The 12,437-nt window shown below is 45.7% G+C and carries 9 protein-coding genes; 6 read left to right on the top strand and 3 right to left on the bottom strand.

Annotated elements, in window-relative coordinates; translation table 11 throughout:
* Window positions 1–87 precede the first annotated feature (87 nt).
* Window positions 88–3,927 (top strand): trifunctional MMPL family transporter/lysophospholipid acyltransferase/class I SAM-dependent methyltransferase, encoded by a 3,840-nt coding sequence (locus EMP01_RS07920; protein WP_129020971.1) that lies wholly within the window; start codon window positions 88–90, stop codon window positions 3,925–3,927.
* A 968-nt stretch (window positions 3,928–4,895) separates the two neighbouring features.
* On the opposite strand, the gene EMP01_RS07915 is transcribed toward EMP01_RS07920, so the two are convergent.
* On the bottom strand, window positions 4,896–6,464 hold the full coding sequence (locus EMP01_RS07915; protein ID WP_129020970.1) for an NAD(P)/FAD-dependent oxidoreductase: 1,569 nt from the start codon (window positions 6,462–6,464) through the stop codon (window positions 4,896–4,898).
* Between the two features lie 158 nt (window positions 6,465–6,622).
* On the opposite strand from EMP01_RS07915, the gene fmt reads away from it, so the two are divergent.
* The 4 genes from fmt (at window position 6,623) to gmk (ending at window position 10,282) form a co-directional block, all read left to right on the top strand.
* Window positions 6,623–7,549, top strand: a complete 927-nt coding sequence (fmt, locus tag EMP01_RS07910; protein ID WP_129020969.1) for a methionyl-tRNA formyltransferase — start codon at window positions 6,623–6,625, stop codon at window positions 7,547–7,549.
* 65 nt (window positions 7,550–7,614) lie between these two features.
* Window positions 7,615–9,096, top strand: coding sequence for a hypothetical protein (locus tag EMP01_RS07905; protein ID WP_129020968.1), 1,482 nt, complete (start codon window positions 7,615–7,617; stop codon window positions 9,094–9,096).
* Window positions 9,097–9,143: 47 nt separating this feature from the next.
* Window positions 9,144–9,698: a TlpA family protein disulfide reductase gene (locus EMP01_RS07900; protein ID WP_129020967.1), complete on the top strand. Its 555-nt coding sequence runs from the start codon at window positions 9,144–9,146 to the stop codon at window positions 9,696–9,698.
* 20 nt (window positions 9,699–9,718) lie between these two features.
* The gene (gmk, locus tag EMP01_RS07895) at window positions 9,719–10,282 is read left to right on the top strand and encodes a guanylate kinase (RefSeq protein WP_129020966.1); all 564 of its coding nucleotides are present in this window, start codon (window positions 9,719–9,721) and stop codon (window positions 10,280–10,282) included.
* Between the two features lie 41 nt (window positions 10,283–10,323).
* Here the strand turns inward: gmk and EMP01_RS07890 are convergent, their stop codons facing one another.
* A complete protein-coding gene (locus EMP01_RS07890; protein WP_161971259.1) occupies window positions 10,324–10,803 on the bottom strand; it encodes a GyrI-like domain-containing protein in 480 nt (159 codons plus the stop codon).
* A 97-nt stretch (window positions 10,804–10,900) separates the two neighbouring features.
* Between EMP01_RS07890 and EMP01_RS07885 the strand changes: the two genes are divergently transcribed.
* Entirely contained in the window at window positions 10,901–11,869 is a 969-nt protein-coding gene (locus EMP01_RS07885; RefSeq protein ID WP_129020964.1) for a helix-turn-helix transcriptional regulator, read from the top strand.
* Window positions 11,870–11,915: 46 nt separating this feature from the next.
* On the opposite strand, the gene EMP01_RS07880 is transcribed toward EMP01_RS07885, so the two are convergent.
* The gene (locus tag EMP01_RS07880; protein ID WP_129020963.1) at window positions 11,916–12,407 is read right to left on the bottom strand and encodes a DinB family protein; all 492 of its coding nucleotides are present in this window, start codon (window positions 12,405–12,407) and stop codon (window positions 11,916–11,918) included.
* Between the last annotated feature and the right edge of the window lie 30 nt (window positions 12,408–12,437).

The following is a 12,437-nucleotide window of genomic DNA, read 5'->3' as shown; positions in this document are numbered from 1 at the left end:
TAGTTGTACACATTATCATATTTTAATTATTAAGCATCAATACTTATTGATTTCAGATAATACAATTATTTTTGCCGCCTTGACATCATGCAAAACATTTTTCTACATATTTTCGACTACTTCCAGAAGCACCGCAGCGCCTACTGGATATTGCTGTGCTTTTGTTTTACACTCATTGGTTTCGGTGCCAGCCGCATTCGTTTTGAGAATGATATAAATAAAATGATACCTCATGATACCCGTATAGAGGCCATGAGCCAGATCCTGAATAAGACAAAGACCGGCGAGCAACTGGTCTTTACCATGCACTTTACGGATACAAGCCTGCAAAACCCGGATAGCCTGATTGCCTTACAGGAAGCATTGGAAAGTAAACTCAGTGCATTACAGCCGCAGTACATCAGTAGCATCCAGAGCCGCAATGATGATAACAAGGAGCAACAATTTTCTGACCTGGCCATGCAGTACCTGCCCCTGTTCCTGACAGAGGAGGACTATAAAAGAATAGACAGCCTTACACAACCGGCACAATTGCGCAGCAGCCTGGACCAGCAACACAAACTCCTGCTCTCCCCTGCCGGCATGGTGGCCAAAAACTGGATTGCTGCCGATCCTGTAGGCATGATGCCCCTGGCCTTTGCCAAAATGCAGGCCCTGAGCTTTGATCCCAATTACGAATTGTACAACGGATATATATTTAATAGTACCTTAAGCAAACTAACGTTCTTCCTTACCCCCCGATATGCTTCAGGCGAAACCGGAAAGAATAAACAGTTCATCCGGGAGCTGGATAAAATCATATCTGGTTTCCAACAACAGCATCCGGGTATTAAAACCGAATATTTCGGGGGTGTGGCCGTTGCCGCTGCCAATGCAGACCAGATGCAGCGCGATACGATACTGACTTTAAGCATTACCATTATACTCTTACTCGCCCTCACCTATTATGTATTCCGCAGAAAGCGTACCCCGCTGATTATCATTATACCGGTAGCCTTCGGAGCCTTATTGGGACTGGCGGCTACAGCATTAATCCAGGGAACGGTTTCCATTATCGCGATTGGTGCCGGTGCCATTATACTGGGTATTGCCGTCGACTTCTCGGTGCACTTTATGAGCCATGCCCGTACGCATCCGGACCGGAGAGAGAATGTAAAAAGCCTGACCGCCCCGCTGACACTGGGTGCGATTACCACCATAGGCGCTTTCTTTGCCCTGCGCTTTGCACATGCCCCTCTTCTGAAAGACCTGGGTACATTTGCTGCATTCAGCCTGTTAGGCGCCTCTTTATTTACCCTCATCTTCCTGCCGCACCTTAGTCCTAAAGAAAAACCGGCAACTGCTCCCAAAGAAAACCTGATTGACAAGCTGGCCAACCTGCGTCCGGAAGGCAATAAATGGTTACTGGCACTGGTGATCCTGCTGACACCGGTCTTATGGATCTTTGCCAAGAAAGTACAGTTTGACGGAGACCTGATGAAGCTGAACTATATGAGCCCGAAATTACAGGCGGCTCAGGAATCGCTGAATAAAGACAATGCCTTTGCTCTGAGTTCGGTATTCCTGGTGGCAGAAGGAGCAACAGCGGAGGCCTCTTCCCGTACCCTGGAAGCACAGGTAAATAGTCTGCAGCAACTGGCGCAAAAAGGCGCTATCCGCAAAACAATTAACCCTGTAAGTATACTGCCTTCTGAAGCAGAGCAACAAAAACGCATTGCCCGCTGGCAGGCATACTGGACACCGGAAAAAGTAAAAGCCGTTACGGAAACGGTACGCACAGAAAGCGCAAATGCAGGCTTCAGTGCAGATGCATTTGACGGACTGGAGCAAACCCTTACCCAAACCTATACGCCTTTTGATACCACAACGATCAGCTTCTTCAAAAGCATATTACCCAGTTCTTATGCCGAGGATAATGGTAAATACTTTACCATCGCTACCCTTAAAGTGGCACCGGAACACCGGAAAGAAGTACTTCAAACATTAGGGCAGCAGAAAAACATTACGGTAACCGATCGTCAGTCTGTCTCAGAACGCTTACTGGATCTGCTCCAGAATGATTTTAATAAAATACTGCTGATCTCCGGGAGCCTGGTATTCCTGGCACTGCTGATCGCTTACGGACGTATAGAACTGGCACTGATCTCCTTCCTGCCTATGGCTATTTCCTGGGTATGGATATTAGGCATCATGTCGCTGCTGGGCATCAGTTTCAATATTGTCAACATCATCATCGCTACCCTGCTCTTCGGTCTGGGAGATGATTACAGCATTTTCATGATGGACAGCCTTATGGAAAAATACCGTACCGGCAAGAACCATATCCGTTCTGCCCGCTCTGCGGTATACCTCTCTGTACTCACTACCGTTACCGGACTGGGCACACTGATTTTTGCAAAACATCCGGCACTGCAATCCATTGCGCTGATCTCTGTAGTCGGGCTGGTCTGTGTGGTATTTATTGCACAGGTATTACAACCTTTCCTGTTCAATTTCCTGATCCAGAAGCGGGCTGATAAAGGCTTTATGCCTTTTACGCTATGGAGCCTTGCCAAGTCTGTATTTTCCTTTTCTTATTTTGTGCTGGGATGTATTATTGTGAGCATCTCCGGCTTCTTTCTGATCAAATTGAACATTATAGGTAAACGCCGGGGTAAATATGTATTCCATGCATTCCTGAGTAAATATACCCGCAGTGTCATGTATATCATGACCAATCTCACAAAAATTGTTCGCTTTCACCCGGATATCAATTTCGACAAGCCTGCGGTATATATCGCTAACCACAGCTCCTTCCTGGATATCCTGATCACTACCATGCTGCATCCTAAGCTGGTTTTACTGACCAATAAATGGACCTATCACTCCCCTATTTTTGGTGCAGTGGTGCGTATGGCAGAGTATTACCCGGTGGCAGACGGTGCCGAAGAGAGTATTGCCCCGCTTCAAAGCCTTATTGACAGGGGCTACGGCATTGTGGTATTCCCCGAAGGCACCCGTTCAAAAACGGATAAAATGGGCCGCTTCCATAAAGGAGCATTTTACATTGCAGAGGAATTAAAACTGGATATTGTGCCGATCATTTTACATGGAGTGCATTACTCCATGCAGAAAGGTGATTTTCTGCTGAAAGATGGCACCTGCCGTGTACTGGGCCTGGCCCCTATCCGTTACGAAGACCGAAGCTGGGGCGAAACGGTTAAAGAACGCAGCAAAAGCATTTCTCGTTTTTTCAAAGCCGAATTTGAACAGGAAAAAATCAAAAACGAAACACCGTCTTACTTCCGTGAACAGCTGATCCGAAGTTATACCTACAAAGGACCTGTAGTAGAATGGTACTGCCGCATTAAAAGCAAGCTGGAAGGCAATTACGAGGTATTTCACAATTTACTGCCTCGCACCGGAACCTTTTATGACCTTGGCTGCGGCTATGGTTTTATGAGCTACATGCTGCACTGGGCAGCCAATGACAGAATATTTACCGGTGTTGATTATGATGAGGACAAAATCGTAACAGCGCAGCATAATTACAAACGTGACCCAGAACGCATCCGCTTCGAGCATGCAGACCTGAACCAGTATACACTGAATGCTTGTGATGGCATTATCATCAGTGATGTACTGCACTACCTGTTACCAGAACAGCAAGAGGCCTTACTGGATCGCTGCTATGCCGCACTGAATGCGGAGGGTATGCTGATCATCCGCGACGGGGTAACAGAACTGTCGGAACGACATAAAGGAACAGAACAAACTGAAAAATATTCTACGCAGATTATCGGATTTAATAAAACGCAGAACGAACTTCATTTCCTCAGCCAGCAATCTATCGAAGCATGGGCCGTAGCAAAAGGTATGAGTGTACAGGTGATTGATAATACCAAACGTACCAGTAACCTGATCTTTGTACTAAGAAAAAGCAATTAATATTTACGGACTATCCGCATGTAGGCTACTATTTTATTCGTCCTTTTGTCCGGCAACAATAGGACAACAAATGCCTTTGTTTTTATCAAATGCGATTCCAGAGCACTACCATTTTGTATCGTTGCGTGCACTGATCGTTTGAGCTTAACGTGTGAAGCGTTCGGTGCTCAACGATCGCATCTCCAACAAAAATGGCTATCGCTGTGATGAAAACAACAAGCGATCCGTACAAGTACAGATCGCTCAAAATGGCCTTATAAATCCGGCGTTAAGAAAATCATTGGCTCGGTCGATAAAGTCGGAAACCACTGTCTGAGCGCAGCGAGTCTGGTTTGCGACCGACCGACACATTGATTTTTAGCCAGGGATTTATACAGCCTTGATTTTTTGGCGGTACCTTTTGCATCAAGGCAAAAGGTAGCAAATAACTATAATTGAAAAACAAAGAAATAATTTATGCCTGTTTTTTTTAAGGGCCACTAATATCCTCAAGTTTCATCCGACTTTACCGGGATAAGTTAAGTAAGTTCTGGTAAAACCGAAATACGAAGCCCAGACAGTACAAAAAAATAAACGCCGGAGTAGACACTCCGGCGCTTTTTGCATTTACTCCTCTATGTTATGGTCTTTCCCAAAATATTTTGTTACAAATCATACAGCTCCGTCTGATTCTGTAAAGAAGAATACTAAAAAAATTACTTCATACTATAACTATAATTAACCCTTATACTAAAATCTGTAAAGTTCACTACTGATTACAATTATGATATATGCCAATAGCGTGCCAAAACAAATAACAATTGAAAATCAGACCCTTACAACAACAAAACACTATTATATATTCCATTTTCCGGAAACACATTCTCCATACCGGAATACAATGTTCCGTTTTTGTCCGCAATGGTTGTATAAAAACATTAGCGGCCCCAAAGTTTGGGGCCGCTAATGTTTTATGTTGCTTCAATAGTTTAATCCTGGTAATATTCCCAGACCTTGCCGGCCACCTTCTCTCCATCCATTGCAGCAGAGATAATACCACCGGCATAACCAGCTCCTTCTGCACAAGGAAATAATCCTTTGATCTGTGGATGCTGCAGACTATCCTCATTTCTTGGAATACGCACCGGGCTTGAGGTACGGGATTCTGTAGCCAGTATCATGGCATTTTCTGTATAATAGCCTTTCATCTTTTTCCCGAAGCTGACAAATGCCTTGGCCATAGAATTGTATACTTCTTCAGGCAGAATCTCACTCATCAGGGCACTGTTGGTACCCGGAAGGTAACTGCAATCCAGCAGCGTATTGGACACTTTATTGCGTACAAAATCAGTCATGCGCTGTGCAGGGGCCACCAGCTTTCCGCCACCGGCTTGCCAGGCTTTACGCTCTACCATTTGCTGAAACTGCATACCTGCCAGTGGTCCGGTGAATCCGTAACGGGCAAAGTCCTGCTCGTCTACAGTTACTACCATACCGGAGTTGGCAAAAGTCCCGTCCCGTTTGGACGGAGACCATCCGTTCACCACCAGCTCACCCTCTGTCGTACTGGCCGGGGCTATAATACCTCCGGGACACATACAGAACGAAAACACACCACGATCCAGCTCCTGGCTCACGAGCCCATAGGAGGCAGGAGGCAGGTATTCGCTCCGAGGCTGATCTACCGGGCAATGATATTGTGTAGCGTCGATCAGCGCCTGCTGGTGCTCGATCCGCACACCTAAAGCGAAAGGCTTGCTTTCAATATTAATATTTTTACGGTGCAGTAATTCAAATATATCACGGGCAGAGTGTCCGGTGGCCAGTATCAGCGCATCGGCCAGGATCTGTTCATTTTCATTAACCATTACCCCCTTCAGTGTATCTCCCTCCAGCACCAGGTCAGTCACTTTGGTATCGAACAACACCAGTCCGCCACAGGCTTCTATGGCCTCTCTCATGGCTACGATGATATGCGGCAATTTGTTGGTACCGATATGCGGATGGGCTTCGTACAGGATTTTCTCTGTAGCACCGAAGTAGTGAAACCACTGCAGGCTGCGGTAAATGCTGCCTCGTTTATTCGAACGGGTATACAGCTTACCGTCACTATAGGTACCGGCCCCACCCTCACCGAAACAGTAATTCGATTCGGGATTTACGATTCCCTGTTTATTCATAGCGGCAAGGTCACGGCGGCGGTTACGCACATCTTTACCCCGTTCTACTATGATCGGCCTCAGGCCCTTTTCTATTAATTGTAATCCTGCAAAAAGGCCTGCAGGTCCGGCTCCGGCGACTATTACCGGACGGGCATGCTCTACCTTCTGCAATGCCGGGCTAAAAGCATAAGCATCCTGAAACGGCTCCTCTACAAATACATTGACCTGCATCTGCACCACGATATTGCGGCTGCGCGCATCAATCGAACGGCGTAAGATCTGGTATGCATTTATACGACGGGGGGCAACATTAAGCTTCTGTGCCAATGCTTTTTTAAACTGCTCCTCGTCCTGGGCCATTTGCGGGCTTACCCTGATGTCTACTTTTTGTGGCATCCTGCAAAAATAATATTATCCTTTCAATCGGCAACGGTTTCAAGATAAGCTCCACTTTTCAGCCTCACAAATCCCGTTTTTCTCTCCTGGATTTTCACTTTTTACTTCAGAGACGCGCGCTGCTGTGTGCTCTGCCTCATTTTCAGTAACTTCGCAACATGTTGAATAAGGAACAAATAAAGATTGTTTTCCTGGGCACACCGGATTTTGCCGTAGCTTCTTTACAGGCATTGGTAGAAAACGGATTCCGGGTAGTTGCTGTTGTTACCGCACCGGACAAGCCGGCTGGCAGAGGCATGCAGCTGAAAGCATCAGCCGTGAAAGAATATGCCGTAAGCCAGGACATTCCGGTATTGCAGCCGGAAAGACTGAAAAATCCTGAATTCCTTGCTGCATTACGCAGCTACAATGCAGACCTGCAGGTTATTGTAGCCTTCCGCATGTTGCCGGAAGCGGTATGGAATATGCCTCCTATGGGCACCATCAATGTGCATGGCTCCTTATTGCCCTATTACCGTGGTGCCGCACCAATCAACTGGGCTATCATCAACGGAGAGACAGAAACCGGAGTAACGACTTTCCAACTGAAACATGAGATTGATACAGGAGACATCCTGCTGCAACATAAAGAAGCCATCTTACCGGAAGATAATTTCGGAACAATGTATTACAAATTAATGCAGGCCGGTGCACAACTCCTGGTCACTACGATTAACGGATTGATGGAAGGCGGCATTAAGGAGCAGCCACAGCACCTGGTAGATAAAGAGACGCATGCCCCGAAAATATTCAAAGAAACCTGTCGCATTGACTGGAACCAACCGGTTATGGCTATTCATAACCTGATCCGGGGACTGGCACCTGTACCGACGGCATTTACCACGCTTGGCGACAAGCAGCTGAAGATCTTCAGCGCTACTGCAGAAACGGCGGTACATGAGGTTGCACCGGGTACTACAGACAGCGACGGTAAGACTTACCTGAGATTTGCAACACCTGACGGTTGGTTGTCTTGTACTGAAGTGCAGTACGAAGGTAAGAAAAAGATGCCTGTAGCGGACTTTCTGAGGGGATACCGGTTTTAGTATACATAATTAGAAGTCCTATATTTGCGTTTATCAATAGTAAATCACATATTACCTGAATATTCATGTCGCTGATCAAAAAATATAGTTTCCCTTTACTGCTCTGCATCACTGCATGGCTTTGGTTGTACAATAGCTCCTGTATCCGCAGGGACAATTTCCGCACCAATGGCGGCACTATTGCATTCTCGCAGGATACCCTGCTGTTTGATACCGTCTTTACGGCAATGGGTACCTCTACCCGCAGTATCAAGATTATCAATAAAGAGAAGGAAAGGCTGAAAATCGAATCTATACGGCTGTTCAGAGGCAGTTCCTCTCCATATTTTCTGAATGTAAACGGGGTATCCGGAAAATCGGTTTCCGATGTATCTATAGAAGGCAATGACAGCCTGTATGTATTTGCTTCGGTATTCATCGACCCGACCAATACCGACAACCCGTTTATCGTAGAGGACCGTATCGTGGCACGTGTAAACGGACAGGACTTTACCTTACCTGTACTGGCTTACGGGCAGAATGCAATCTATGTGACCGACAGTGTACTGCAAACGCAGACCTGGACAAAGAACAGGCCTTATGTGATCATTAAAAATGCTCTTGTGGAAGAAGGACATACCCTCACCCTCAATGCAGGTACAAGAGTATATGTGCATGCCGATTCGCGTCTTTTTGTACAGGGTACGCTCAAGGTAAACGGTACTAAAAACGACAGCGTAGTATTCCAGGGTGATCGTATAGACCGCAGGATTTATTTTGATGATGAGGATTTCGTCAATGGCGTTGGCGGTGAATGGGGCGGTATCAATCTCTTGAAAACAAGTTATAACAATACAATCAATTACCTGCTGCTGAAAAATGGCGGAGCCAGCACCATGCTGGGCGAAAATGTGATTACTGATGCCAGCTTGCAGGTAGATCCTGATACGGTGAATAATGGCACTCCGAAACTGACTATTACCAATTCTACCATACGCAATTCTGGAGGTTATGGCTTACTGGCATTTGCTTCCAGTATTAAATCGGAAAACAACCTGTTCTTTGCCTGTGCCAAAGAGAATGTAGCCCTGATACAAGGTGGCCGTTATGACTTCTTCGGTTGCACCATTGCCGGATTTGCCAGCAGGATCAACACCGCTACAGACAAACATTTCAGCATGGTTGCACTCAACTTCCTCAGCACGGGCAACAATGAATATATTGGCGGTAACCTGTTCCTGACTTTACGTAACTGTATTGTTTATGGTAATATGGAGGACGAGTTCTTCCCTAATAAAGTAAATGATTTCACCGCACAGGTGACCCTGGACCACTGCCTGATCAGGAGCAATGCAGCCTTGCCATCATGGGTGACACAGCAGAGTGTGCTCCTGAACCAGGATCCTTTGTTTGAAAATACCAATGCCAATAACCTGCATTTCAACGATTATCATTTAAAAACCGGTTCTCCGGCCAAAGGCGCGGGTGTTACCTTCTCCGGTATGGCCAGCCAGGATATGGACGGAACGCCAAGAAATAATCCACCAAGTATAGGTTGTTATGAATAACAGCCTATACTTGTAATTATATTTAATCCCTGAAAACAAATACAATCATGATAAAAAAATTACTTTGTGCTTTCTTATTATTCAGTACAGTACCAGCGATGGCGCAGTACACTAACCAAAAAATAAAAGTCGGTGATCAGGCTCCTGAGTTATCTTTCAGCAATCCTGAGGGCAAGACCCTCAGCCTGAAATCGCTGAATAAAGGCCGTTATGTGCTGGTAGATTTCTGGGCAAGCTGGTGTGGCCCATGCCGCAGAGCGAATCCAAGCCTGGTTAAGTTCTACACTACCTACTCTAAAAAGAACTTTACCGGAGCTAAGAAAGGATTTGATATTCTGAGTGTATCCCTGGACAATAATAAAGAAGCCTGGACCACAGCTATCGCGAAAGATAGCCTGTACTGGAAAAACCACATCAGCGATCTGAAGTCCTGGCAATCGGAAGCAGCCGATATCTACGGTGTGCAATTTATTCCACAGGCATTTCTGCTGGACCCTAATGGCAAAATCATCGGCACTTACCTGACAGCTGACCAGGCCATTCCCGATATCGAAAAGCTAGTATCTACCCGTAAAAAGAAGAAATTCCTGGGCATTTTCTAAACTGACAAGCATATTATATTTTGAGTAAAATTTTAATTATTACTGCCCCATCCGGATCGGGCAAGTCTACTATTATTAAAGAAGTACTGAAGTCTTTCCCCCAGATCTGCTTCTCTATATCGGCCTGTACACGCAGTCCCAGGGGCAACGAAAAGGATGGTGAGGATTATTATTTCCTGACGGTAGCAGAGTTCGAGCAAAAGATCAAAGACGATGCATTTGTTGAATATGAAATGGTGTACGCTGGCAAGTATTACGGCACGCTAAAATCAGAGCTGGAACGTATCTGGCAGGATGATCACGTACCTTTATTTGACATAGATGTACAGGGTGCTGTGAATGTAAAAAAACAATACAAGCAGCAAGCTTTATCCATTTTCATACAGGCACCGTCTGTTGAAGAATTGCGTAAACGCTTGATTTCAAGAGGTACTGATCCTATGGAAGCTATTGAAGAGCGCGTTGAAAAGGCAGCATCAGAGTTGGCCTTCGCACCGTATTTTGACCATTCCGTCATCAACGATACGCTGGAACATGCAGTAGCAGAGGTTTCCAGATTGATCGGAAATTTCCTGCACAGTTAAGAATTAATTACATACTAAAAGTGAGGCACTGTTACAGTGCCTCACTTTTTTCTTACCGGGATATAAATATCTTCTTCCGAGGCAGGATCCCCCTGTTTATATTTTGCACCAAGTATCTCGAAATGAGGTCTTGCATCCAGCGCATAAAAACCATTCTGCGGCAACCATTCCCGGAAAATATAGTCAATCGTACTCATATCGGTATGTGCACCTACATGCCGAAAAACGGCATACAAGCCACCCGTAATGGTCCATTCATCCATATCCGGCAGCAATACCGTTGCTTCGTTCATACGTACTGCCGCTCTGCGTTCAAACAGTTTACCCGGTTGCATGCCTTCAAAAAAATCTTCAGGATAAACAGCAACAGAATACAGGTTATCATCAGCCGGCAATTGTATTTGCTTCCGTTGTGGCATAAATCGTCCCCACAGTTGAGGAATGGTATTGACAAGGTAAGATGTTTGTGTACTGTACCCTCCTATCCGTATCGGTTCCAGCATGACAACCTGGGGTTCCATAAGCATATAATTTTTACGGACGAATGTAACCGTTATCCGGCTATTGACAAAAAAGAAGTAATTTTCAGCATTCATTTTCACTCATCTGCATGATTCTATGAACGACGAAAGCCTTAAGAAATTTAACCGCATCATTACGATACTGATCCAGCTGCAGTCCAAGAAAGTTGTAAAAGCCAGTGACCTGGCCGAGCGCTTTGATGTGAGCCTGCGTACCATTTACCGGGATATACAGGCCCTGGAAAAAGCTGGTGTACCGGTGATCGGAGAACCGGGGCTGGGGTATAGTATCATGGAGGGTTATCGTCTGCCACCAGTTATGTTCAGCAGAGAGGAAGCGATGAGCTTTGTGACAGCCGAGAAGCTGATGCTGCAACTCAGTGATAAAGGCATTGGCCGTCATTATGAATCGGCCATGACTAAAATAAAATCGGTACTGCGCAGTACGCAAAAGGAAATGCTGGAAGGGGTGTCATCTAATATTGCGGTACATGCACGTAAAGATCAGGCACCAAGCACGGTGCCCAATGCGCTGGAGCTGGTACTGGAGTGCATCGTGAGCCAAAAGCAACTGCGCATGCAATACCGTGCATTTTCGGATAGCGAGACTGAGCGTGTTATTGAGCCGGTGGGTATTTTCTACGAATACAGCAGCTGGTATATTCTGGGCTATTGCCTGTTGCGGGAAGATTACCGCCAGTTCCGTACCGATCGCATTTTGTCTATGCAGATTACCGAACAGCCCTTCAGCCGGGAACATGGCAAACTGGAGGAGCATCGAAGGGAATATGCGGACTGTGAAAAAGAGAAGGTGGTTATTGTGGTGGACCGCAATACGGCCAAATACATTGCCCAGGCCAAACTGCACTATGGCTTTGTATCTCAGCGGGAAGTGGCCGATGGTATAGAGATGACCTTTATGATCGGTGATATAGAGCAGCACTTTTCCCGATGGATGATGATGTTTGCGGATAAAGCAACCGTCATTGCTCCTGAAATCCTGAATACATACCTGCTTAACCTGACACATAATATTCAACAACGCCACGCAAAAGCCGGGGCGTAGAAACACCCCGACTTTTGCGTGAAATAGTATTGAAAAATGTTGCTGCTTATCTTTCCCAGAAGAATGGTGGTTCAATATTCAGGGCTCTCAGGTATACATAGCCCTGCCCTCTGTGGTGATTCTCGTTATCGATGAAGTAAAAGATGCTCTGAATGATCTCATTTTTGTACTGGCCAAACAGGTTAAAGACTTCTGAGAAGCGCTCTGCAGGAATCTGTGCGTAATAAGTATTGATCACCTCCGTTTCTTCATCCCATTTCTGTAATAAAGCCTCTTTGGTATTGCAGGTAAATCGCTCCTCGGTATACGGATTTTCATCATTCGCTACAATCGCTTGCAGTGAAGGACCGGCAATACTCAACAATTCTGTAGCCAGTTGTGCAAAAGTGCGCATGCCGCCGATAGAGAAGTGGAATAATTCATGTTCCGGGAATTTTTCGATCACTCTGCGGGTCAGGTTACGATGTCCCTGCCAGTGCTTTAATAATGTTTCAGGTGTCAGGATTACAGACGGCTGTGTCAGTGTTTGCTGTGTCATAATATTTGGTTTTAATGTTTACAACACAAA

The organism is Edaphocola flava, assembly GCF_004118155.1.
Lineage (GTDB): Bacteria > Bacteroidota > Bacteroidia > Chitinophagales > Chitinophagaceae > Edaphocola > Edaphocola flava.
Note: the sequence above shows the minus strand (reverse complement) of the source record. Positions and strands in the feature narration are given on the sequence as shown.

Coding starts and splice junctions, on each gene's coding strand:
- EMP01_RS07885 (WP_129020964.1), top strand. CDS start 10,901: ATGAACGACGAAAGCCTTAAGAAATTTAACCGCATCATTACGATACTG.
- EMP01_RS07915 (WP_129020970.1), bottom strand. CDS start 6,464: ATGCCACAAAAAGTAGACATCAGGGTAAGCCCGCAAATGGCCCAGGAC.
- EMP01_RS07880 (WP_129020963.1), bottom strand. CDS start 12,407: ATGACACAGCAAACACTGACACAGCCGTCTGTAATCCTGACACCTGAA.
- fmt (WP_129020969.1), top strand. CDS start 6,623: ATGTTGAATAAGGAACAAATAAAGATTGTTTTCCTGGGCACACCGGAT.
- EMP01_RS07900 (WP_129020967.1), top strand. CDS start 9,144: ATGATAAAAAAATTACTTTGTGCTTTCTTATTATTCAGTACAGTACCA.
- EMP01_RS07905 (WP_129020968.1), top strand. CDS start 7,615: ATGTCGCTGATCAAAAAATATAGTTTCCCTTTACTGCTCTGCATCACT.
- EMP01_RS07920 (WP_129020971.1), top strand. CDS start 88: ATGCAAAACATTTTTCTACATATTTTCGACTACTTCCAGAAGCACCGC.
- EMP01_RS07890 (WP_161971259.1), bottom strand. CDS start 10,803: ATGGAACCCCAGGTTGTCATGCTGGAACCGATACGGATAGGAGGGTAC.